The sequence below is a fragment of the Burkholderia sp. HI2500 genome, assembly GCF_002223055.1.
Classification (GTDB): domain Bacteria; phylum Pseudomonadota; class Gammaproteobacteria; order Burkholderiales; family Burkholderiaceae; genus Burkholderia.
In genome coordinates this window covers 1,082,808-1,106,824 of the sequence record NZ_NKFL01000006.1, presented here as the reverse complement: position 1 = coordinate 1,106,824, position 24,017 = coordinate 1,082,808, and the positions used below count along the sequence as shown (strand labels likewise).

The following is a 24,017-nucleotide window of genomic DNA, read 5'->3' as shown; positions in this document are numbered from 1 at the left end:
ACCGGTTCGTTCAGGATGACGACGCATGCCTGCGGCGCGCGAATTCGAACGCGGGCCCCCAGATCGGATGCCCCTTCTCGGCAGGGGACAAGTCGAAGCGCGGGTTGAGGTCGAGAAGTTTCGAGAACTCGGCGCGGCACGGCGTGATGCGGTTCGTCACGCAATAGCTGAACGCAAGGAGCTTGTGCGCGGCCACCTGCGTGTCGGTGTCGGCGCCGTCGATCTCCTTCGCATGGCTCAGCAATGCGATCGTGCGCCCGTAGTCGCCGCTGTCGTATGCGGCGCGCGCGCTGTCGACCGTCGCGCGTGCAGCCGACTGTGTCGGGGACGTACTGCACCCGCCGGCCCCCAGCAACCATGCGCCGAGGAAAAGAACGAGCGATGAACGACCTTTCATTATTGAAATTAAAGATTGGCGTAATTGGAAGGTGGCACACAAGCGCTGTTGGATTCTAGTGCCAATCATCGGCACCCAACCAGCTGTTACGTTTTGTTTCATTTCGCCAATCCGTTCCCCCCTGAATGCAGAATCGACTACGAATTTCAGTGCTTGTGAAACCGGAAAAACGGCCTATAGTTCGCTGTGTTTTTCGGATTCATCAGTTGTTTGGTCAGCGCACGTCAATGCACTAAAAACAGGGCATCCGTTCGTGCGAAACGAATAGCCTGGCACACCACCAGCGTCGCGAGCGTCCCTTGCCCGGCGGCCGGCCGGCGTACGTCCTGCGCCCATCCGACAGGTGTCCACGCCATAGAACCGGGCCGCCCAGGGCGCACCGGTCGGATTAACTTTTGCCATTAATTTACCAATCTCAATTTCAATTGCCCATCATCTCGCCAAAGCGACTTTCAAAAACCCCGATTGATATGACCCGGCTTTTTACAAGAACAATTTGCCGACACGGATTGCAATGGATGGATATGCAGGTTACACAATTACCGATCAATTAATTGTCCCTTTTTCAATCAGATCATCCGGTTTCGAAGTCGAAAACCGGCGCGCGGCTATTGGGTGGCGAGGGTGGCATATGCAATGGCGGTCGAGCAGTTTCATCGTATGGGGATGCGTGATGCTGTTGCCGGGGTGCGGTGCGACGGAGCACGCCGCGGCGGTGCCGTATGCGATCACGGTTGACGTTGCGCCGGACGTCAACCCTGACATGAACCGCAAGCCTTCGCCGATCGTGCTGAAGGTGTTCCAGCTCCGCGCGGCATCGTCGTTCGACAGCGCGGATTTCTTCTCGCTGCAGGACAAGCCGGAAAACGTGCTCGGCGCGGACCTGCTCGGCACCGACCGCGTGATCCTGCGGCCGGGCGAGTCGCGCACGCTGCGCTATCGCGGCAACGTCGAGGCCGGCGCGATCGGCGTGGTCGCCGAATACCGGATGCTCGACAAGAACCGCTGGCGGCTGACGGTGCCGCTGCCGCGCGCGAAGCAGCTCAATCTCTACAAGTTCTGGCAGACGTCGCCGGGCGAGCTGAAGCTGTCGATCGCCGTCCGCAATGGCGGCGTCGCGCTGAACGATGCGAAGGGGCGCCCATGACCGAACCGACGATGTCCGCGACGCCGGTCGCGGCGCTCCGCCAGCGGGTGGTGTGGACCGAGGGGATGTTCCTGCGGCCGCAGCATTTCCAGCAGCTCGAACGGCACTGGGAGCGCTACGTCGCGCTGCGCTGCCTGCCGCTGCAAGGCTTCTACTGGGGCTTCGACACGCTGGAACTCGATCGCGAGCAACTGGCGCTCGGCAAGGTCGCGCTGCGCACCGCGTCGGGCGTGATGCGCGACGGCACGCCGTTCGACCTGTCCCATCCGGACGATCTCCCCGAGCCGCTCGACGTGCCGGCCAATGCGAAGGATCAGCTCGTCGTGCTCGCGCTGCCGCTGTGGCGCGGCGGCGGCGAGGAGGTGTCGTTCGGTGCGGGTGCGGGCGGCAGCCATGCCGCGAACGGCATGAATAGCGCGAACGGCAGCGCCGACGTCGCGCGCTACGTCGTCCGCGAATACGAAGTGGCCGACGCGAACGCGGTCGCACTCGGCCCCGCGCTGCTGCAGACGGGCCGCCTGAACGTGCGGCTGATGCTCGAAGCCGAGCTGACCGGCGACTGGCACGCGCTCGGCGTCGCACGGATCGTCGAGCGGCGCACCGACGCGCGGCTGCTCGTCGACGACGGCTACATTCCGCCGCGCCTCGTCGCGCAGCACGACACCGTGCTGCTGGCGTATGCGCGCGAGCTGCACGGGCTGCTCACGCAACGCAGCGAAGCGCTCGCGGCACGGCTGTCGGAGCCCGGGCGCGGCGGCGTGTCGGAAGTCGCGGATTTCCTGCTGCTGCAGCTCGTGAACCGCTATCTCGCGCTGACCTGGCACGCGCAGCAGCACGTGTCGACGCACCCGGAGGCGCTGTTCTGCGACTGGCTGAAGCTCGCCTGCGACCTGAGCACGTTCACGGCGGCCGGCCGGCGCCCGCAGTCGCTTGCGGTCTACGTCCACGACGACCTGCGCACGAGCTTCGCGGAGCTGATGACCGAGCTGCGCCGGTCGCTGTCGACGGTACTCGAGCAGAACGCGATCCAGATCGAGCTGCGCGATGCGGGCAACGGCATCCGCGTCGCGACGCTGGCCGACCCGGCGCTGCGCGACACGGCCGGCTTCGTGCTCGCGGTGCGCGCGGACGTGCCGGCCGACAGCCTGCGTGCACGGTTTCCCGCGCAGGCGAAGCTCGGGCCGGTCGAGCGGATCCGCGATCTCGTGCAGCTGCAGCTGCCGGGCATCACGATGCGCCAGTTGCCGGTCGCGCCGCGGCAGATCCCGTATCACGCGGGCCATACGTACTTCGAGATCGACAAGGGCAGCGACCTGTGGAAGCAGCTGGCGCGCTCCGGCGGTCTCGCTTTCCATTTCGCCGGCGAATTCCCTGGGCTCTCGATGGAGTTCTGGGCGATACGCGGGTAAGGGCGGGGCGACGCGATGAATTCCTCCTCCGAATCGATCTCCCCCGGCGCCGGCGGATTCGTGCCGCCGAATCCGGGCGGCATGCATCCGGCCGCGGCGGGCACGGCCGGCCCGACCGCGACGCAGCCGCGCCCGGGGCGCTGGGCCGCGAGCGGCACGAACCCGCTCGTCGCCGCGGCGAATCCGTTGCTCAACCTGGTGCCGCAGATCCGCTCGACCGTCCATCACCCGAATCCCGCGTGGCTGCGCGAGCACCTGGTCGTCGAGATCCGGCAGTTCGAGGCGCGGGCGCAGGAGGCCGGCGTGCCGTCGGAAGCGATCATCGGCGCGCGCTACTGCCTGTGCACGGCGCTCGACGAGGCCGCCGCGCTGACGCCGTGGGGCGGCAGCGTGTGGTCGTCGCACAGCCTGCTCGTGTCGTTCCACAACGAGACGTGGGGCGGCGAGAAATTCTTCCACCTGCTCGAACGCCTGTCGCAGCAGCCGCGCCAGCATCTCGACCTGCTCGAGCTGCTGTATTTCTGTCTCGCGCTCGGTTTCGAGGGCCGCTATCGCGTGCTCGACAACGGCCATGCGCAGCTCGACGCGCTGCGCCACCAGCTCGCGCTGACGATCCGCTCGGTGCGCGGCGAATTCGAACCGGCGTTGTCGCCGCACTGGCGCGACGTCGTCACGCGCGACGTCGCGCGCCGCTTCGGCGTGCCGCTGTGGGTGTGCGTGGCGCTCGCGCTGCTGATCGGCTTCGGCGTGTTCGTCGGGCTGCGGATCGCGCTCGCCGGGCATTCGGATCGGCTGTTCGCGTCGATCGACGCGCTGCACGTGCCGAAGCTGCAACCCGCGCAGGCGCCGCCGCGCCCGGCGCAGGCACCGCGCATCGCGAAGTTCCTGGAACCGGAGATCGCGGCCGGCCTCGTGGCGGTGCGCGACCAGGCCGACCGCAGCGTGATCGTGCTGCGCGGCGACGGGGTGTTCAAGTCCGGCTCGACGTCGGTAATCGACCGTTACGTGCCGGTGCTCGCGCGCGTGGCCGATGCGCTGAACAAGGTGCCCGGCAACGTGCGCGTGACCGGCTATACCGACGACACGCCCGTGCATACGGCGCGCTTCGCATCGAACTGGGACCTGTCGCGCGAACGCGCGGAAGCCGTGCGCGGGATGATCGCCGCGCGGCTCGACCATCCGGAACGGCTCGCCGCGGAAGGGCGCGGCACGCTCGATCCGGTCGCGCCGAACGATTCGCCTGCGAACCGCGCACTGAACCGGCGCGTCGAGATCACGCTGCTGCCGGCGCCCGGCAGTGCCGCCGTCGGCGCGAGCGCCACGCAGGGAGCCAACTGACCATGAACCAGGCTGTCGCGCGTTTCGTCCGGCCGTTGCCGTCGCGGGAGATCTGGACCTTCGCCGGTCTCGTCGTGCTCGCGTGCTTCGTATGGCTCGCGGGGCCGCTGTTCGCGTTCGCCGAGGTCCGGCCGCTCGAAAGCGGCTGGGCGCGCGGGCTCACGATCGCGGTGCTGTTCATCGCGTGGGGCGCACGCGTCGCGTGGCGCAGCTGGCGCGCCGGCCGCCTCAACGCGCAGTTGCTGAACCAGCTGCGCGAGGCCGCGCCCGGGCCGGCTGTCGCCGACGATCCGGCGAAAGCGCAGCTCGACGAGTTGCGCAGCCGCTTCGACGAAGCCGCGACGCTGCTGAAGAAGGTGCGCTTCGGGCAGGCCGACACCGTGCGCAAGGGCTTGCCGCGCTGGTTCGACCGGATGTCGCGCCAGTATCTGTATCAGCTGCCGTGGTACGTGTTCATCGGCGCGCCGGGCTCGGGCAAGACCACCGCGCTCGTGAATTCCGGGCTCAGCTTTCCGCTTGCCGAGCAGTTCGGCCGCGCGGCGATCCGCGGCGTGGGCGGCACGCGGCATTGCGACTGGTGGTTCACGAACGACGCGGTGCTGATCGACACGGCCGGCCGCTATACGACGCACGAGGGCAACCGCGCGCTCGACGAGGCCGAATGGAAAGGCTTCGTCGACCTGCTGAAGAAATACCGCACACGCCAGCCGCTGAACGGCGCGATGCTGACGATCAGCGTGGCCGACCTGCTCGGCGCGTCGGAGGCCGAACGCACGCAGCACGCGATGGTGCTGCGCAAGCGGCTGCTCGAACTGCGCGCGCAGCTCGGCATCCGCTTTCCCGTGTACCTGCTCGTGACGAAGGCCGACCTGCTCGCGGGCTTCGCCGAGTATTTCAGCAGCTATGGCCGCGCGGAATGCGCGCAGGTGTGGGGCTTCACGTTCCCGCTCGCGCAGAGCGAGGCGCCGGGCTTCGACCTGCGCGCGGCATTCGACCGCGAATACCGGCTGCTGCACCAGCGGCTGAACGACGGGCTGCCCGAGCTGCTCGCCGCGCAGACCGACGCGCGCCAGCGCGAGATGACGTACCTGCTCCCGCAGCAGATCGCCGACCTGCAGGACATGCTCGGCCAGTTCGTCGCCGAGGTGTTTTCCGTGTCGAGCTACGAGCCGATGCCGATGCTGCGCGGCGTCTACCTGACGAGCGGCACGCAGGAGGGCACCGCGTTCGATCGCGTGATGAGCGGCATCAAGCGCTTCCTGAAGATCGAGGGCGTGCCGCCGGTCGCGCAGGTCGGTTCGACCGGGCGCAGCTTCTTCCTGAAGTCGCTGCTGCAGGAGCACATCTTCCGCGAAGCCGCGCTCGCCGGCAGCGACCTGCGCTGGCACCAGAAGCGGCGCGTGCTGCAGATCGCCGGCTACGTACTGCTCGCGCTGGCGTGCGTGGCCGTGCTGTTTGCGTGGCTGCGCAGCTATTCGAACAACCGCGCGTATCTCGACCAGATCGGCGCGCGTGTGCCGGCCGTCGATGCGCAGATCGCCGGCGCGAAATTCTCCGATGCGGCCGACGTCGCGCGCCTGCTGCCCGTGCTCGACGCGCTCGGCAACCTCGCGAATGCGGGCGGCGTCGACCTGCAGCATCCGCCGCTCGCGTATCGGTGGGGGCTGTTCCAGGGCGAGAAGATCGACGAAGCCGTCGACGCCGTGTACCGGCGCGCGCTCGAAGACGTGCTGCTGCCGATCGCCGCGAGCCGGATGGAGGCCGCGCTGCGGGATGCACGGCCCGACGAGACCGAATACGCGTATGCGGCGCTGAAGGCGTACCTGATGCTGTACGACAGCGCGCACTACGATCCCGCGTTCGTGCAGGCCGTCGTCGACCTCGAGATGGAACGCGCGCTGCCGCCCGATTTCTCGCCGGCCGAACGCTCCGCGCTGCGTGCGCATCTTGCCGCGCTGTTCGGCAACCGGGTCGCGGTGTCGCCGTATCCGATGAACGAGCGGCTCGTGGCCGACGTGCGCGACCGGCTGCGCCAGGTGCCGTTCTCGCAGCGGCTGTACCGGCAGATGACGATGACGCTGCGGCCGGCCACGGCCGCGTTCGACTTCAGCGTCGCGCGGGCGGTCGGCCCCGACGCATCGCTGGTGTTCCGCCGGCAGAGCGGCAAGCCGCTGTCGGAAGGCGTGCCGGGGCTCTACACGCGCAACGGCTATCGCAACGTGTTCGCGCCTCGCCTGGCCGGCGAGGTCGAAGCGTACGGGCGCGAGGAGGTGTGGGTGCTGAACCTCGGGCTGTCCGAGATTCCCGGCCCGAACGACGCGGCGGCGTGGGCGCGCGATATCCGCCAGCTCTACCTGAACGACTACCTGAAGATCTGGGACGACTATCTCGCCGACATCAAGCTGCAGCGCACCGCGACGCTCGCACAGAGCATCCAGGTGGCGCGCGCGCTGTCGTCCGCCGATTCGCCGCTCACGCGACTGATGGTGGCGCTCGCACGGGACACCGCGCTCGGCGACGCACCGGGCGGGGCGCGCAATCTCGCGGCGCGCGCGCAGGACAAGGTCGACGAGGCGCGCAGCTCGCTGTCGCAGATCTTCGCGGGCCAGGGCGGCAATTCGAGTGCGTCCGCGGCGGCGCCCGCGAGCGCCGAGCAGATCGTCGACAGCCACTTCGCCGGGCTGCGTGCGTTCGCGCCGGGCAGCGGCGACCAGGCGTCGGCATTCAACGACGTGCTGAAGTCGATCGACGCGCTGTACACGTACCTGACGGCCACCGACGACGCGCTGAGGAGCGGCGCGCAGCCGCCGCCGTCCGATGCGCCCGCGAAGCTGCGCGCGCAAGCCGGCCGCCTGCCGACACCGTTCCGCGAAGTGCTCGACGACCTGTCGAACGTCGCGAACGGCAGCGTGGCGACCGTCGAGCAGCGCAGCGTCGCGACGCGGGCCGGCGCGAACGTCGGCGACTTCTGCCGGCAGGCGATCGCGGGCCGCTATCCGTTCGCGCGCGGCGCGGCGCGCGACGTCGCGCCGGCGGATTTCGCGCAGATGTTCGCGCCCGGCGGCCTGATGGACGACTTCTTCCAGAAGAACCTGCAGTCGATCGTCGATACGACGTCGCACCCGTGGCGCTTCGCGAACCGCAATGCGGACGCCGATCCGCCGGCCGCCGCGATGCTGGCGTCGTTCGAGAAGGCGGCGGTGATCCGCGACGTCTACTTCGGCGGCGGCGCGCGCACCGCACAGCTGAAGGTGCAGATCCAGCCGCTCGAAATGGACCCGTCGATCACGGAGATGGTGCTCGACGTCGACGGGCAGATCGTCCGCTACGCGCACGGCCCGCTCGTGCAGAGCGCGGTGAACTGGCCGGGCCCGCGCGGCAGCAACCAGGTGCGGCTGCAGGTGTCCGGGCAGGCCGGCGCGACCGACGGCTTCTCGACCGACGGGCCGTGGGCGCTGCACCGGCTGTTCGACCGCGCGGGAGTGTCCGCCGGGCGTGGCTCGGACCAGATGATTGCGCGGTTCACGGTCGACGGCAAACCGATCGTGCTGCAAGTGAATGCGGGCAGTGTCCGCAACCCGTTCAGGCTGCCCCAGATGGAGTCCTTTACATGCCCGCCGAAGCCATGAGCCCGACACCGCCGTTCACGCGTACCGACGGCGATGCGCCGGCCTGGTACGGGAAGATCCCCGGCGCCGGCGACTTCGTGAACAGCCGGCTGCCGCATGCGCTCGCGCTGTGGTGGGAGCGCTGGCTCCAGCAGGGCATGGCCGCGATGCGCCAGCGCGGCGCGGACGAGATCGAGCGCCACTACACGGTCGCGCCGGTCTGGAATTTCCTGATTCCGGCGGGCGCGGGCGCGTCGTGCGTGCAGCCGGGCTGCCTCGCGCCGAGCTGCGACCGGGTGGGGCGCTACTACCCGGTGATCGTCACGCTGCCGATGCTCGCCGCCGATTACTGGAACGGGCTGCCGGATGCCGCCGACACGTTCTACTGGCAGGTCGGCCAGGCGCTGCTCGACACGATCCGCCATGCCCGCGCGCCCGGCGATCTCGAGCTGATGCTGGCGCGTGTGCGGCTCACGCAGCGCGACGACACGTACGCCGACATCGTCGACGGCATGCCGGCGCCGCCGCCGGAACGGCCGGCCCCGGCCGCGTGGCCCGGGCTGTCCGGTTACTTCGATCCGCACGGCGGCACGAGTTTCTGGTGGACCAACCGCGCGGACGGATCGCCGCTGCGCACGCATGCGCATACGGGCACGCCCGACAACGCGCTGTTCCTGACGCTGTTCGGCGGCAGCTAGCGGCCCCCGGCTGACCGACGGCGGGCCGCCGGGCGCGGCGGGTGCGGCGAGTGGAAAGGACGCGGTTTCGAGAGGTGGTGGAGATGAAGGACGCTGGATCGAGAGACAACGAGCACGACACGGCGACACGCGGCGACGCATCCGAATTCACGGTGCGGCCGCTGCCGCTCGGCCATCGTCTGGGCGAACTGCAGCTCGACGAGGTGCTGGGCATCGGCGGCTTCGGGATCGTCTATCGCGCATTCGACCGCACGTTGCGGCGCGCGGTCGCGATCAAGGAATACATGCCGTCGATGCTGGCCACGCGCGGCGGCGACTACACGGTGTCGCTACGCTCCGAGCGGTTCGCGCAGGCCTTCGACGCCGGCCGCGGCGCGTTCCTCAACGAAGCGCGCCTGCTCGCGCAATTCGACCATCCGGGGCTCGTCAAGGTCCTGCATTTCTGGGAAAGCCACGGCACCGCGTACATGGTGATGCCGTTCTACGAAGGGCGCACGCTCAAGCAGCTGCTCGACGGCGGGATGCGGATCAGCGAGACGCAGTTGCGCAATATCGTCGGCGCGCTGCTCGGCGCGCTCGACACGCTGCATCGCGCGCAGTGCTTCCATCGCGACGTCGCGCTCGACAACGTGCTGATCCGCCCGAACGGCAGCGCGATCCTGCTCGACTTCGGCGCGGCGCGCAAACGGATCGGCGACCTGGTCGACGACGGCGCGATGATGATCAAGCCCGGCTACGCGCCGATCGAGCAGTACACCGACGATCCCGCGTTCAGCCAGGGGCCGTGGACCGACCTCTATGCGCTCGGCGCGGTGATGCACGCGATGATCACCGGCGAGCTGCCGCCCGCGGCCGTCGTGCGCAGCATCAAGGACACGTACCGGCCGCTCGCGTCGCGCGAACTGCCCGCCGGCGAGGTGTACAGCCCGGCCTTTCTCGCGGCGGTCGATCATGCGCTGCAGTTGCGGATTCCGGATCGGCCGGAATCGGTCGCGGCGTTCGCGGCGGAGCTCGGGTTGCGGGACGTCGGGACGGGTGGCGGATATGGCGCGGCGGTCGTGCCGCCGGTGGGTGATGCAGGCAGGAGCGGGGAAGGGAAGGGGGAGGCTTCGGCTGCGTCCGGTACGGCGTCGGCTGTTGGCGCGGCTTCGATCGGCGCGGGCGGGACCGCTTCGGGCAACGCTGCGGCGGATGGGCGGGCGTCGACAGCCGGCGGTGCAGATCATGTGTCTACACCCACGCACACGGCATCCGCAGCGCCTGGCGTGTCCGGCGCCAAGCCGGCGGCCGATATGCGTTCGACGTCCCAAACCGTCGCGCAAGGCGCCGCCGTTGCGGCTGCGGGCTCGCTGGCAGCGTCTGCTGCATCGCATGCGTCTCAATCGCCTGCGAAACCGGTTGAAAAGCCGGTCGAATCCGAAACGGCGAACGGAAACGTCGAACGCGCGCAAGAAGCGTCTGCTGCGCGAACTGACACACACGACGCAGCCGGTACGCGATCCCCAACGACCGACACCGGCGTCGGTCCACGTGGTGCGGCGGGTTCCGGGAATGCGAACGCATCCGCGACTGCCGGCACCGCTGGTTCGAGCGCACCGCATCCCGCCGCATCGGCGTCGGCCTCGTCATCGAATGGCGCATCCGGGCCGACCGGCGCCCAACGCGGCCACGCTCCGCCGGGATCGCGCAACCGCCGGGTGCCGGTCTACGTCGGCAGCGCACTCGTTGCGTTGATCGCCGTCGGCCTCGCGGCGACTTATCTGTCGCGTCCCGCCCGCGTCGCCGACGAGGCCGCGCCGGCCGCCAGCCAGCCGCAGGCCGGCACGTCACCGCCCGCGAGCACGCCGGGCGCCACGCTGGCCCAGCAAGGGCCGACACCGACCGTCGTGCCGCCGTCGAGCCTCCCGGCCGGATCGTCCGCGCAGGTTCCACCGCCCCCCGTCGTCGCCGCACCGGCCAGCGCGCCTGCCGTCGAAGCCGCCACGCCCGCGCCGCAGGTTGCGACCACCGTCACGAACCCGGCCCCGTCGCCGTCGGGCTCCAGCTCGGGCATCGCGCCCGCCGGCAGCCTCGATTCGTCGGAACGCGTCGTCAACGTGCCGCCGTCGGAAGCGGCCGCCACACCGGCGACCGCGCCGACACCCGCACCGAAGGCGCCGTCGGAGGCCGAGACTGCTGTCGCCGCCGTCACCGCGCCAACGGCCGAGTCGCAGCCGCGTCCGCCGAAGGCGCAGGAAACCGTGCAGGTGCGTTTCAACGTGCGGCCCTGGGGCGACATCTACGTGAACGGCGCGCGGCGCGGTGCGAGCCCGCCGCTGCGCTCCGTATCGCTGACGCCGGGCGTCTACGTGATCGAGATCCGCAACGGCTCGCTGCCGCCGTTGCACCGCACCGTGGCGATCGACTTCGGCAGCAAACCGGTCAACATCGACTATGCATTCGAATGACGTCAGCCAGGCGGCGCTGGCCGCCGCCGCACATGCCACGGTGCCGCCCGGCCTGCCGGCGACCCCGCGCGCCGACCTGATCGGCCAACTGCTCGCGGACGTCGCGCCCGATGCGCCGTGCGGCGCGAACCTCGAATACGACGCCGAGTTCCTGCAACTGCAGGAGCGCGCGACGCCGCGTGCCGAGCAGCAATACGGCGACTCCGTGATCCCGGCCGAGGCGCCCGACTGGCGGGCGGTCGAGCGGCTCGCGCTGGCGCTGTCGGCGCGCACGAAGGATCTGCGCGTCATCGCCTGTCTCGCGCGAAGCTGGACCGAGCAACACGGTATTCCGGGCTACGCGGACGCGCTTGCGCTCGTCGCGAACCTGCTCGAACGCCGCTGGGACGACCTGCATCCGCGGCTCGACGCTGACGGCGAACCGGACCCGACATTGCGGATGAACGCGCTCGCCGAGATAGCCGGCGCGCACGGCTGCGCGCGCGCGGCGCGGCGCCAGCCGCTGTTCGACGGCGGCCCGAGCGTGCGCGACGCGGAACGGCTGCTCGACGGCCGCGACGACACCGGCAGCCCCGTGGCGGGCAGCCGCGAAAGCCTGCTGGCTGCGCTGTCGGCCGCGCGCAGCGACGGCACGACGCCGCTCGACGCGGCGCGCGCGGCACTGCACGCACTGGAGGCGATCCGCGTGGGCGTGACGGACAGGCTGGGCCGCGAATGGGCGCCCGACGAAGGCGACGCCGAGAAGGCGCTGCAACGGATCGTGCGCGACGTGCCGCTGCCCGAGCCGCAACCGGTGTCGCCCGACATGCAGCAGGCCGCGCCCGGCGACACGGCGCCGCCAGGCGTTGCCGCAACCGCGCCGGCGGCACGACCGAACGCGCACGCCTGGCGCGATGCCGAGGTCACGAGCCGCGACGACGTGCGCATCGGTCTCGACAAGATGTGCCGCTATTTCGAGCAACACGAGCCGAGCCATCCGGCGCCGCTGCTGCTGCGGCGCGCGCAACGGCTGCTCGCGCTCGACTTCTACGAAATCATCCGCGATCTCGCGCCGGAGAGCCTGCCGAAGCTGGATCTGCTGAGCGGCGAGCGGAGCGAATGAAACGAGCGAGCGCCGCCGCGATGTGGGCGCTGACGACCAACTGCGCAACCTGATCGATGTGAAGGAGTGGACGATGACGGACAGAACCAAGGCGGCAGGCAGCGGACAGAAGTTCATCGCGCGCAATCGGGCGCCGCGCGTGCAGATCGAGTACGACGTCGAGACCTACGGCGCCGAACGCAAGGTGCAGTTGCCGTTCGTGATGGGCGTGATTTCCGACCTGGCGGGCAAGCGTGCCGAGCCGTTGCCGGACTTGCCGGAGCGCAAGTTCCTCGAGATCGACGTCGACAACTTCGACGAGCGGATGAAATCGATCGCGCCGCGTGTCGCGTTCCAGGTGCCGAACACGCTGACGGGCGAAGGGATGCTCAACGTCGACATGACGTTCGAGCAGATCGACGATTTCTCGCCGGCCGCGATCGCGCGCAACGTCGACGCGCTGCGCCGGCTGCTGGAGGCGCGCACCGAGCTGTCGAACCTGCTGTCGTACATGGACGGCAAGCATGGCGCCGAGCAGCTGATCGAGCGCGCGATCAACGATCCCGACCTGCTGAAGACGCTCGTGCGCAACCCGCACGAGCCCGCGCAGGGCGGCGACGCGACCCAACCGGAGGCCCGCGATGAATGATCCCGTCCAATCCCGTGCGGACACGCGCGACGCCGCGCAACCGGCCGTCGCGCACGACGAATTCGCCGCGCTGCTGCAGAAGGAGTTCAAGCCGAAGACGGCCGAGGCGCGCGAGTCGGTCGAGCGCGCGGTGCGCACGCTCGCGCAGCAGGCGCTCGAACACACGGTCGGCATGACGACCGATGCGTACGGCAGCGTGAAGCAGATCATCGCGGAGATCGACCGCAAGCTGTCCGAGCAGATCAACCAGATCCTGCATCACAACGAGTTCCAGACGCTCGAAGGCGCGTGGCGCGGGCTGCATTACCTCGTCACGCACACCGAGACCGACGAGCTGCTGAAGATCAAGGCGCTGCCGGCGTCGCGCAACGAGGTCGCGCGGATGCTGAAGCGCTACAAGGGCGTCGCGTGGGATCAGAGCCCGCTGTTCCGCAAGATCTACGAAGAGGAATACGGGCAATTCGGCGGCGAGCCGTTCGGCTGCCTGGTCGGCGATTTCCATTTCAACCACAGCCCGCCGGACGTCGAGATGCTCGGCGAGCTGTCGAAGATCGCGGCGGCCGCGCACGCGCCGTTCATCGCCGGTGCATCGCCGGAGCTGATGCAGATGGATTCGTGGCAGGAGCTGTCGAACCCGCGCGACCTGACGAAGATCTTCCAGAACACCGAATACGCGGCGTGGCGCAGCCTGCGGCAGTCGGAGGATTCGCGCTACATCGGCCTCGCGATGCCGCGCTTTCTCGCGCGGCTGCCGTACGGCGCGCGCACCAACCCGGTCGACGAATTCGACTTCGAGGAAGACACCGACGCCGCGAACCACGACCGCTACACGTGGGCGAACTCGGCGTATGCGATGGCCGCGAACATCAACCGCTCGTTCAAGCAGTTCGGCTGGTGTTCGTCGATCCGCGGCGTCGAATCGGGCGGGGCGGTCGAAGGGCTGCCGAGCCACACGTTCCCGACCGACGACGGCGGCGTCGACCAGAAATGCCCGACCGAGATCGCGATCAGCGACCGCCGCGAGGCCGAGCTCGCGAAGAACGGCTTCATGCCGTTCGTACACCGGAAGAACTCGGATTTCGCGGCGTTCATCGGCGCGCAGTCGCTGTACCAGCCGGCCGAGTACCACGATCCCGACGCGACCGCGAACGCGCGGCTGTCCGGCCGCCTGCCGTACCTGTTCGCGTGCTGCCGCTTCGCGCATTACCTGAAGTGCATCGTGCGCGACAAGATCGGCTCGTTCCGCGAACGCGACGACATGGAGCGCTGGCTGAACGACTGGATCATGAACTACGTCGACGGCGACCCCATCAACTCGTCGCAGGAAACCAAGGCGCGCAAGCCGCTCGCGGCCGCGCAGGTGGTGGTCGACGAGGTCGAGGACAACCCCGGCTACTACACGTCGAAATTCTTCCTGCGGCCGCACTACCAGCTCGAAGGGCTCACGGTGTCGCTGCGGCTCATCTCGCGGCTGCCGACCGCGAAGGCGGCCAACGAGTGAGCAGCGCAGCAAGCAACGATCGGCATTCAACGCGGCATTCATCCTGACATCGCACTGAAACGGAGACGGCAATGGGCGTGGCAATGTTTATGAAGGTGGACGGCGTGACCGGCGAATCGGCGGACGCGCAGCACAAGGGCTGGACCGACATCCAGTCGTTCACGTGGGGCGCGAGCCAGCCGGGCGCGATGGCGAGCGGCAGCGGCGGCAACGCGGGCAAGGCGAGCTTCAACGATCTCGTCGTCGCCGCGTACATGGACAAGGGCGCGCCCGCGATCATCAAGAACTGCGCGAACGGCAAGCATCTGTCGTCGGTCGAGATCTCCGCATGCAAGACGGGCGGCACGCAGGTCGAGTTCATGCGCGTGACGCTGCAGGAGGTGCTCGTCACGTCCGCGCAGGTCGCGGGCATCGATCCGGGCGACGTCGCCGACCGGCTGATGATGCATTACGGCTTCCAGGCCGCGAAGGTGAAGAAGCAGTACTGGCAGCAGAACGACAACGGCGGCAAGGGCGCGGAGGTGACCGTCGGCTGGAACATCAAGGAAAACACCGAGATGTGACGGCGCGGAGATGACGATGGACGACCCGCGAACCCGCGACGGCCGCGACAGCCGGGAAGGCAGCCTGCGCGACCGGCTCCAGCCCGCGCTGCTCGACCGGCTCACCGACGACACGCCGCAGCGCGCCGCCGAAGCGCCCGGCGCGCAGTGGATCGGCACGGAACGCCTGCGTGCGGCCGTGCTGCGCGATCTCGCGTGGCTGCTCAACACGCGCAACGCCGAGGACGGCTTCGTCGACTGGTCGGCGTTCACGCACGCGCAGGCGTCGGTGCTCAACTACGGGATGCGGCCGCTCGTGGGCAAGCCGATGTCGGGCGTCGAGCGGATGTCGGTCGAGGCGTCGATCCGCGACGCGATCCTCCGCTTCGAGCCGCGCATCGCGCCCGACAGCGTCGAAGTCCGCAGCGTGATCGACGCGGCCGGCGGCCGCGCCGGCGAACGGCGCCACAACGTGTTGCTGTTCGAGATTCGCGGCACGCTGTGGTCGATCCCGCATCCGCTCGAATTCGTGCTGCGCTCCGACCTCGATCTCGAGACGGGCGCGATGTCGCTGCAATCGGTGGCGGGGGCCTGACGCGATGGATACGCGCCTGCTCGACTACTACAACCGCGAACTCGCGTACCTGCGCGAGCTCGGCGGCGAATTCGCGCAGCAGTTCCCGAAAGTGGCCGCGCGGCTGCGGCTCAACGAATCGGGGCCGCCCGATCCGTACGTCGAGCGGCTGCTCGAAGGCTTCAGCTTCCTCACCGCGCGCGTGCAGCTCAAGATGGACGCCGAGTTTCCGCGCTTCACGCAGGCGCTGCTCGATGCCGTTTATCCCGGCTATATCGCGCCGCTGCCGTCGATGGCGATCGTGCGGTTCGCGCCGCTGCTGAACGAAGGCAGCCTGGCGCAAGGCTGGCGGCTGCCGGCCGGCACCGCGCTGCGCGCGCGTCCGGCCGCGTCCGAGCAGACCGCCTGCGAATTCCGCACCGCGCATGACCTGACGCTGTGGCCGCTCGAACTGACCGATGCGACCGTCACCGGCGCGCCGTCGTGGCTGCCGCGCGGCGCGTTCGCCGCGCGGCAGGACGTGCGCGGCGCGCTGCGCATCCGGTTGGAGGCGCGCGGCGGTGCCAAACTGTCCCAGTTGCCGCTCGACCGGCTGACGTTTCATCTGGCCGGCCCCGAGCGCGACGCGCTTCACTTGCTCGAACTGATCGCCGCGCATGCGCTCGGTGTCGTGTGCCACGATCCGGCGCAGCCGCCGCGCTGGCTGCATACGCTCGATGCCGACGCGATCGTCCACGAGGGCTTCGATCCCGCGCAGGCGATCCTGCCCGACGACGGCCGCAGCTTCCACGGCTACCGGCTGCTGCGCGAGTATTTCGCGTTTCCGGCGCGTTTCCTGTTCTTCAGCATCGGCGGGCTGCGCGCCGCGCTTGCGCGTGCGACCGGCGACGCGTTCGAACTGACCGTGCTGTTCGATCGCCACGATGCGGCGCTCGAGGCGGCCGTCAGCGCGAAACACCTCGCGCTGAACTGCACGCCGGCCGTGAACCTGTTCGCGCGCCGCGCCGACCGCATTCCGCTGCAGCCGGGCGCGCGCGAGCACCATGTCGTCGTCGATCGCAGCCGGCCGCTCGACTACGAGGTCTATGCGGTGCAGCGGCTCGCGAGCGAGCAGCGCGACGATGGCCAGTCGCGCGAATTCCGGCCGTTTCACGCGTCGTTCGCGAGCGACGACGGCAATCACGGCGCTTACTACACGGTGCGGCGCGAACCGAGGCTGGTCTCTTCTCAGGCACGTGCGAACGGCACGCGCACCGGCTACGTCGGCAGCGAGACCTACGTGTCGCTCGTCGACAGCCAGTGCGCGCCGTACGACGAGACGATGCGCTACCTGGCGGCCGACACGCTGTGCACGAACCGCGATCTCGTGCTGCTGCAGCCACCGGGCGACGCGAACACGTTCACGCTGCGCGTGTCGGCCCCGGTCGAGAACATCGTCGCGATCCGCGGCCCGTCGCGGCCGCGCCCGCCGATCGCCGATGCGCAAACCGCGTGGCGGCTGATCCGTCATCTCGGGCTCGCACGCCACACGCTGACCGATCTCGACGACGAAGAGGGCGCGCACGCGCTGCGCGAACTGCTCGGCCTGCATGCCGACCCGGCCGATGCCGCGATGCGCCGGCAGATCGACGGCGTGCTGCGCGTGGCGTTCTCGCCGGTGTTCCGCCGGCTGCCGGCGTCCGGCCCGCTGATGTTCGGGCGCGGCGTGCAGGTCGACGTGACCGTCGACGATCATGCGTTCTCCGGCGACAGCCCGTTCCTGCTCGGCGCGGTGCTCGAACAGTTCTTCGCGCGGCACGTGTCGATCAACGCGTTCGCCGAATGCGTGCTGACCAGTGCGCAGCGCGGCACGCTCGCGCACTGGCCGGCGCGCATCGGCAGGCGGCCCGCGATATGAAGCGCGACATGTCTCCGGCTACCGGGCCGGCTGCCGAAGCCGCACGCCGCGACGCGTGGTGGGCACGCCTGCGCGCCGCGCCGCACGGCTACGACCTGTTCCAGGCGCTGCGCTGGCTCGATGCGCTGTCGCCCGGCCGCGCGCCGCTCGGCCATGCGACGCGGCCGCGCGACGAGCCGGTGCGGCTCGGGCAGCAACCGTCGCTCGCGTTCGCGGCGTCGATGCTGGCCGGCGTGAGCGACGACGGCAGCGGCATGCCGCCGCGCATCGCGATCCACGGGTTCGGGCTGTTCGGCCCGAACGGGCCGCTGCCGACGCACCTGACCGAATACGCGCACGAACGCGCCGCGCAGCACGACGATCCGACGTTCGCCGCGTTCGCCGACCTGTTCCATCACCGGCTGATCCTGCTGTTCTACCGCGCCTGGGCCGACGCGCAGCCGACGGTGAGCCTCGATCGCCCGGAGCGCGCACGGTTCGACGGTTATATCGCGAGCCTGATCGGCCGGGCGGCGCATGGCGACAAGCCGGCCGCGAAAGCCGACATCCACGCTGACGCCGACACGCTCGCGCCGCATGCGCGCTATTTCCACGCGGGCCATCTCGTGCGGCACACGCGCAACCCGGAAGGGCTCGTGCAGATCCTGCGCCGGCATTTCGGTGTCGAGGCGCGCATCGTCGAGCACGTGCCGCAGTGGGTCGCGATCGAACGTTCGCAGCGCTGCACGATCCGCGCGACGCGGCCGACGTTGCGGGTCGGCGCCGTCGCGCTCGGTGTGGCCGTGCGCGATGCGCAGTCGCGCTTCCGGATCGTGCTCGGCCCGCTGTCGCTCGACGCGTACCGCCGTTTCCTGCCGGGCGGCCCGCATGCGCGGCAGCTCGCGCAATGGGTGCGCGAATACGTCGGCATCGAGTTCGACTGGGACGTGCAGCTCGAACTGGCGGCCGACGCGGTGCCGGCGATCGCGCTCGGCGCGCCGCAGGGCATCGGCCGCACCGCGTGGCTCGGGCAACGGCTCGATCCGGGCCCCGCGCGCGACCTCGTCGTCCGCTACGACGTGCGGCGCGGCGGCGCCCCCCTTCATCGCGAAACCGCTTAAACGGGAACCGTCATGTCCGATATCGGCCGCGCCAACCTGTTCGGAAAGCTGAATCCGTTCCTCTACGAGACGCTCGAGCAGGCGACCGGCTTCTGCCGGCTGCGCGGCAATCCGTACGTCGAGCTTGCGCACTGGTTCAAGCAGATGCTGCAGCGGCCCGACGGCGACCTGCAGCGCGTGCTGCGCCACTTCGGCGTGGACGGCGCCGCGATCGACCGCGGGCTCGTTACCGCGCTCGACAAGCTGCCGCGCGGCGCGGGCTCGGTGTCGGATCTGTCCGTGCACATCGACGATGCGGTCGAGCGCGCGTGGGTCTACGCGACGTTGAAGTACGACGCGACGCGCATTCGCGGCGCGGTGCTGCTGCTCGCGATCCTGAAGACACCGCAGTTGCGCAACGTGCTGCTGGCGATCACGCGCGAATTCGAGCGCATCGTGCCGGACGTGCTCGCCGACGAACTCGCGTCGATCGTCGAAGGCTCGCCCGAAGCGCCAGCGGCCGGGCAGGCGGCGCAGGGCGGCGACATGACGATGCGCGGCGCGACCGCCGCCGCCGCCGGCTCGGCGCTCACGCGCTTCGCCGTCGACCTGACCGCCCGCGCGCGGGCCGGCGAGATCGATCCGGTGATCGGACGCGATCCGGAAATTCGCCAGATCGTCGACATCCTGCTGCGACGCCGGCAGAACAACCCGCTGCTGGTCGGCGAGGCCGGCGTCGGCAAGACGGCGGTCGCGGAAGGCTTCGCGCTGCGGATTGCCGCCGGCGACGTGCCGCCGTCGCTGCGGGACGTCGCGCTGTACCTGCTCGACATCGGGCTGCTGCAGGCCGGCGCGAGCGTGAAGGGTGAATTCGAGAGCCGGCTGCGCGGCGTGATCGACGAAGCGATGTCGTCCGAGCGGCCGGCGATCCTGTTCATCGACGAAGTCCACACGCTCGTCGGCGCGGGCGGGGCCGCCGGCACCGGCGACGCCGCGAACCTGCTGAAGCCCGCGCTCGCCCGCGGCCTGCTGCGCACGATCGGCGCGACCACGTGGTCCGAGTACAAGCAGTACATCGAGAAGGACCCGGCGCTGACGCGACGCTTCCAGCTCGTGCACGTCCATGAACCGGAGGAAGCGGCCGCGCTGACGATGCTGCGCGGGTTGGCCGGGAAGCTCGAGGCCCACCACCGCGTGCTCGTGCTCGACGATGCGCTGGAGGCCGCCGTCACGCTGTCGCACCGTTACATTCCCGCCCGCCAGTTGCCGGACAAGGCGATCAGCCTGCTCGATACGGCCTGCGCGCGCATCGCCGTCAGCCAGCACGCGGTACCCGCGCCGATCGAAGATGCACGCCGCCGCATCGACAGCCTGCGCGTCGAACAGGAGCGGATCGGGCGCGAATGCGCGCTCGGCACCGGTGATACGGCGCGGCGCGACGCGATCGAGCACGACATTGCTACCGCCCGAACCGAACTCGACCGGCTCGACACACGCTGGCAAACCGAACGCGACGCATTGACCGCGATCGTCGATGCCCGTGCGCTGCTGCTCGACGACGATCCGTCCCACGCACTCGATGCGGATGCACGAGCCGCGGCGCAAAACCGTCTCTCGGCTGCCCAGCAGGCGCTGGCCGACCTGCAGGGCGATGCGCCGCTCGTGCTGCCCGCCGTCGACCCACACGCGGTGGCCGCCGTCGTGGCCGACTGGACCGGCATTCCGCTCGGCCGCATGGTCCGCGACGAAACGCAGGCCGTGCTGAAGCTCGCCGATACGCTCGGCGAGCGCGTCGTCGGCCAGCAGCACGCGGTCGAGCTGATTGCCGAGCGCATCCAGACCGCGCGCGCCAAGCTGGACGATCCGAAGAAACCGCATGGCGTGTTCCTGCTGTGCGGGCCGTCCGGCGTCGGCAAGACCGAGACCGCGCTCGCGCTGGCCGACACGCTGTACGGCGGCGAACACAACGCGATCACGATCAACATGAGCGAATTCCAGGAGGCGCATACGGTGTCGACACTGAAGGGCGCGCCGCCCGGCTACGTGGGCTACGGGCAGGGCGGCGTGCTCACCGAAGCCGTGCGCCGCCGCCCGTACAGCGTCGTGCTGCTCGACGAGATCGAGAAGGCGCACCGCGACGTGCACGAGATTTTCTTCCAGGTATTCGACAAGGGCTGGATGGAGGATGGCGAGGGGCGCGACATCGATTTCCGCCACACGGTGATCCTGCTGACGTCGAACGTCGGTGCCGATCGTGTGATGCAGCTGTGTCGCGACCCCGAGCGCCTGCCCGACGTGCAGACGCTCGCCGATGCGCTGCGCGCGCCGCTGCTCGACGTGTTTCCTGCCGCGCTGCTCGGGCGGTTGACCGTCGTGCCGTACTACCCGCTCACCGACGCGACGCTCGCGCGGATCGTCGCATTGCAGTTGCGGCGGATCGAGCAGCGGATCGACGCGCACCACGGCATCCGGCTGCGCTGCACCGAAGCGGCGACCGCGCTGGTCGTCGAGCGTTGCCGGACGATCGAATCCGGCGGCCGGATGGTCGACGCGATCCTCACGCACACCGTGATGCCGCGCATCGGCCGCGCGATCCTGCAGGCCACGCTCGAGGGCCGCACGCTGTCGTCGATCGAACTGAGCGCCGCCGACGGCGAATTCACGTACCGGTTCGACGAGGAGGAAACGACTTGAATCGCGTATTCACACTCGACAGCCCGCACGGCGACGGCCTCAAGTTCCATACGCTCGACGGCAGCGACGAGCTCGGCCGCCTGTTCGAATTCCGGATCGAGGCGCTCGCCGACAGTCACAGCCTGTCGCTGAAGGACATGCTCGGCAAGCCCGTGACGGTCCGGATCGAACAGCAGGACCGGTCGACCCGCTACCTGAACGGGATCGTTGCGCGCGCATCGCTTTCCGGCCGGCGCGCCGAGCGCTACTACGGCTACGAGCTGATCGTGCGCCCATGGCTTTGGCTCGCGACGCGCCGCTCCGATTGCCGGATCTTCCAGAACAAGACCGTGCCCGAGATCGTGCAGGAGGTGCTGTCGACGTACGGCTTTCCGATCGAGAACCACCTCGCCGAATCGTATGTGCCGCGCGACTATTGCGTGCAGTACAACGAGACCGATGCCGCGTTCGTGTCGCGGCTGATGGAGTTCGAGGGGATCTACTTCTGGTTCCGGCATGCGGAGGACACGCATACGCTGATGCTCGGCGACGCGATGTCGTCGCATACCGTGCTGCCCGGCTACGAGACGATTCCGTACATCGCGCGCGACCGCACCGCGATCGCCGACGAGGAGCATATCGACGGCTGGCTGCCCGCGCAGGCGGTGAGCGTCGGCCGGCACCAGACCACCGACTATGACTATACGAAGCCGCGCGCGGATCTTTCGTCGCAGAAAGTCGATCCGCGTGGGCACGATCACGACAGTTTCGCTTCGTTCGAGTGGCCGGGGGGGTATCGCGACGATGCGCCCGGTGCGCATTACAGCCGCGTGCGGCTCGAGGAACAGCAGGCCGAACATGAACGGGCGAGCGCCGATACCGATGTGCGCGGTGTCGCGCCCGGTTATCTGTTCACGCTCGAACATTGCCCGCGGGCGGACCAGAACCGCGAATACCTGATCGTGCGCTGCCAGTACCGCTTTCAGGAGAACGCGTATGCGAGCGACCAGGGCGCGGAGGCCGTCGTGCATCAGACGATGATGCTCGTGCAGCCGTCGAGCCTGCCTTACCGGTCGCCGCGCGAGACGCCGCGGCCGCGCACCAACGGGCCGCAGACGGCCACCGTCGTCGGGCCGCCGGGGGAGGAAATCTGGACCGACCAGTACGGGCGCGTGAAGCTGCAGTTCCGCTGGGATCGATACGGGCAGAGCAATCAGGATTCGTCGTGCTGGGTGCGGGTGTCGAGTCCGTGGGCCGGGGGTGGGTTCGGGGGCGTGCAGATTCCGCGGGTGGGTGATGAGGTCGTCGTGGATTTTCTGAACGGCGATCCGGATGAGCCGATCGTCACCGGACGGGTTTTCAACGGCGAGAAGATGCCGCCGTGGGGGCTGCCGGGCAGTGCGACGCAGAGCGGGCTGTTGTCACGCTCTTCGCCGGGCGGGACGACCGACCATGCGAATGCGTTCCGGTTCGAGGACAAGAAGGGCGCCGAGCAACTGTGGATGCACGCGGAAAGGAATTTCGATGCGGAGACGGAGCTCGATCATTCGCTTTCCGTCGGGAACAACCATACGCATACGGTCGGGAACGACGAAACGATGCAGGTGAAGAACAACCGGCAACGGAGCGTGGGGCAGAACGAGACGGTGAATATCGGGCAGAACCGGGTCGCGCAGATTGGGGCGAACGAGACGCATGGGGTGACGGGGAATCGCAGCGTGTCGGTCGATGGCAACAGTTCGCATACCGTGACCAAGGGGAATCACAACCTGGCGGTGATCGCCGGCACGCACGACGTCTTCGTCGAGGGGAACAGCACGCATGTCGTCGGCACCGGGTCGTATGCGACGAAGGTCAATGCCGGAAACCATTCCGTGGACGTTAACAAAGTCGCTTCATTGGCGGCCGGCCAATACATCGACATGGGTTCAGGAAAGAGTGGCGTGTCGATCAACAAGGACAACGTCGGCGTCTCCATCGGCGGAACCGGAGGCGATACCGGTGTCGGGATCAGCGGCCAGGGTGGCGGTGTGGCCATCGCCGGATACGGCAAGGGCGTCAACATTGCGGGCTACGCACCTGGCGTGACGATTTACGGCGAGAACGATCTCAATCTTTCCGGCAAGTCGACGGCAAATCTTCAGGCACCGACTGTCAACATCGACAACGGCAAGGCCAGTTGCACCGTCAACGTCAACGCGACGAGGATCGTTCTGGCGACCGGTGGCGGCTCGATCACGCTCGACGGATCGGGCGTGACGATCCAGGGGACGATTGCCCACATCAATTGATTTCGACCGGCGCCTGCCGGTCACACGATTGCATTCGAAGCATGGGAGACATTCGATGGACAACGAATCGGATCAGGTGATGGTCGACGAAGCCCTCGAAGCCGAAACAGTCGAGGCGTTGCGCCGGTTGTTCGCCAACGATGCGACGCCGGAGCGTACACCGCCCGACGAACGTCGCGAATCGTCGACGATGATCGGCGAAGTGACCGATACGCATCATCCCGACGCGATGGGGCTCATTCGTGTGAAGTGGGTTGTGCAGGACGACACCACGTGCGAACGCTGGCTCGAATGCGTGGACGGCATCAAGCCCCACATCGGCGATCGCGTGCTGCTGCAATCTCCTGCGAACTGGCCGGAGTACCTGATCGCCGGTCTTCTCACGCGCAAAGGGCACGGTGAACCGGTCGAACCAGCGGTCGAACCCGCGATGGCACTTTCGCTTGAAACCGACAAGTGCGTGCAGATCGCGGATGCATCTGGCTGTCCGCTGCTGCAGGTGCGTGCTTCTCCGGATGGGCCGGTCGTGACGCTGCTGAACCGGAACGTGAATATCGAAGTCGCCGGCAAGCTGCGGCTGAGCGCGCAGACCCTCGAACTGGAGGGCGGGCGAGGCGGTGTCGATATCCGGACCGAAGCGGACACCGTCGTGCGCAGCCGTTACGTTCGCCTGAACTGAGAAGGCT

17 protein-coding genes are annotated in these 24,017 nt (G+C 68.9%); 16 read left to right on the top strand and 1 reads right to left on the bottom strand.

What is annotated here, in order from left to right; genetic code table 11:
• Positions 1-10: 10 nt before the first annotated feature.
• Positions 11-397: a TssQ family T6SS-associated lipoprotein gene (locus CFB45_RS22720; protein ID WP_089427481.1), complete on the bottom strand. Its 387-nt coding sequence runs from the start codon at positions 395-397 to the stop codon at positions 11-13.
• A gap of 631 nt (positions 398-1,028) precedes the next feature.
• Here CFB45_RS22720 and tssJ point away from each other — a divergent pair.
• From tssJ to CFB45_RS22640, 16 genes are all read left to right on the top strand, one after another.
• The gene (tssJ, locus tag CFB45_RS22715) at positions 1,029-1,544 is read left to right on the top strand and encodes a type VI secretion system lipoprotein TssJ (protein WP_089427480.1); all 516 of its coding nucleotides are present in this window, start codon (positions 1,029-1,031) and stop codon (positions 1,542-1,544) included.
• On the top strand, positions 1,541-2,953 hold the full coding sequence (gene tssK / locus CFB45_RS22710) for a type VI secretion system baseplate subunit TssK (RefSeq protein WP_089427479.1): 1,413 nt from the start codon (positions 1,541-1,543) through the stop codon (positions 2,951-2,953). Before tssJ ends, tssK begins: the two co-directional genes overlap by 4 nt.
• A 15-nt stretch (positions 2,954-2,968) precedes the next feature.
• The gene (locus CFB45_RS22705; RefSeq protein ID WP_089427478.1) at positions 2,969-4,291 is read left to right on the top strand and encodes a DotU family type VI secretion system protein; all 1,323 of its coding nucleotides are present in this window, start codon (positions 2,969-2,971) and stop codon (positions 4,289-4,291) included.
• A gap of 2 nt (positions 4,292-4,293) precedes the next feature.
• Positions 4,294-7,920 (top strand): type VI secretion system membrane subunit TssM, encoded by a 3,627-nt coding sequence (tssM, locus tag CFB45_RS22700; protein ID WP_089427477.1) that lies wholly within the window; start codon positions 4,294-4,296, stop codon positions 7,918-7,920.
• Entirely contained in the window at positions 7,902-8,597 is a 696-nt protein-coding gene (gene tagF, locus CFB45_RS22695) for a type VI secretion system-associated protein TagF (RefSeq protein WP_089427476.1), read from the top strand. The genes tssM and tagF overlap by 19 nt, the downstream gene beginning before the upstream one ends.
• 83 nt (positions 8,598-8,680) lie before the next feature.
• Positions 8,681-11,044, top strand: coding sequence for a serine/threonine protein kinase (locus CFB45_RS22690; RefSeq protein WP_089427475.1), 2,364 nt, complete (start codon positions 8,681-8,683; stop codon positions 11,042-11,044).
• Positions 11,031-12,146, top strand: a complete 1,116-nt coding sequence (gene tssA / locus CFB45_RS22685; protein ID WP_089427474.1) for a type VI secretion system protein TssA — start codon at positions 11,031-11,033, stop codon at positions 12,144-12,146. The genes CFB45_RS22690 and tssA overlap by 14 nt, the downstream gene beginning before the upstream one ends.
• Positions 12,147-12,219: 73 nt before the next feature.
• Positions 12,220-12,774 carry a type VI secretion system contractile sheath small subunit gene (gene tssB, locus CFB45_RS22680; protein ID WP_089429096.1) on the top strand — a complete coding sequence of 185 codons (555 nt, stop codon included), beginning with the start codon at positions 12,220-12,222 and terminating at the stop codon, positions 12,772-12,774.
• A complete protein-coding gene (gene tssC / locus CFB45_RS22675; RefSeq protein ID WP_046547841.1) occupies positions 12,767-14,275 on the top strand; it encodes a type VI secretion system contractile sheath large subunit in 1,509 nt (502 codons plus the stop codon). The genes tssB and tssC overlap by 8 nt, the downstream gene beginning before the upstream one ends.
• Before the next feature lie 71 nt (positions 14,276-14,346).
• Positions 14,347-14,838 (top strand): Hcp family type VI secretion system effector, encoded by a 492-nt coding sequence (locus CFB45_RS22670; RefSeq protein WP_027791618.1) that lies wholly within the window; start codon positions 14,347-14,349, stop codon positions 14,836-14,838.
• 16 nt (positions 14,839-14,854) lie between these two features.
• A complete protein-coding gene (gene tssE / locus CFB45_RS22665; RefSeq protein ID WP_089429095.1) occupies positions 14,855-15,412 on the top strand; it encodes a type VI secretion system baseplate subunit TssE in 558 nt (185 codons plus the stop codon).
• Positions 15,413-15,416: 4 nt separating this feature from the next.
• The gene (gene tssF / locus CFB45_RS22660; RefSeq protein ID WP_089427473.1) at positions 15,417-17,288 is read left to right on the top strand and encodes a type VI secretion system baseplate subunit TssF; all 1,872 of its coding nucleotides are present in this window, start codon (positions 15,417-15,419) and stop codon (positions 17,286-17,288) included.
• The gene (tssG, locus tag CFB45_RS22655; protein WP_089429094.1) at positions 17,285-18,388 is read left to right on the top strand and encodes a type VI secretion system baseplate subunit TssG; all 1,104 of its coding nucleotides are present in this window, start codon (positions 17,285-17,287) and stop codon (positions 18,386-18,388) included. Before tssF ends, tssG begins: the two co-directional genes overlap by 4 nt.
• A 12-nt stretch (positions 18,389-18,400) precedes the next feature.
• Positions 18,401-21,061, top strand: a complete 2,661-nt coding sequence (gene tssH, locus CFB45_RS22650; RefSeq protein WP_089427472.1) for a type VI secretion system ATPase TssH — start codon at positions 18,401-18,403, stop codon at positions 21,059-21,061.
• The gene (gene tssI, locus CFB45_RS22645; protein ID WP_089427471.1) at positions 21,058-23,331 is read left to right on the top strand and encodes a type VI secretion system Vgr family protein; all 2,274 of its coding nucleotides are present in this window, start codon (positions 21,058-21,060) and stop codon (positions 23,329-23,331) included. The genes tssH and tssI overlap by 4 nt, the downstream gene beginning before the upstream one ends.
• Before the next feature lie 55 nt (positions 23,332-23,386).
• Positions 23,387-24,010, top strand: a complete 624-nt coding sequence (locus CFB45_RS22640; protein WP_089427470.1) for a hypothetical protein — start codon at positions 23,387-23,389, stop codon at positions 24,008-24,010.
• The last annotated feature ends 7 nt before the right edge of the window (positions 24,011-24,017 follow it).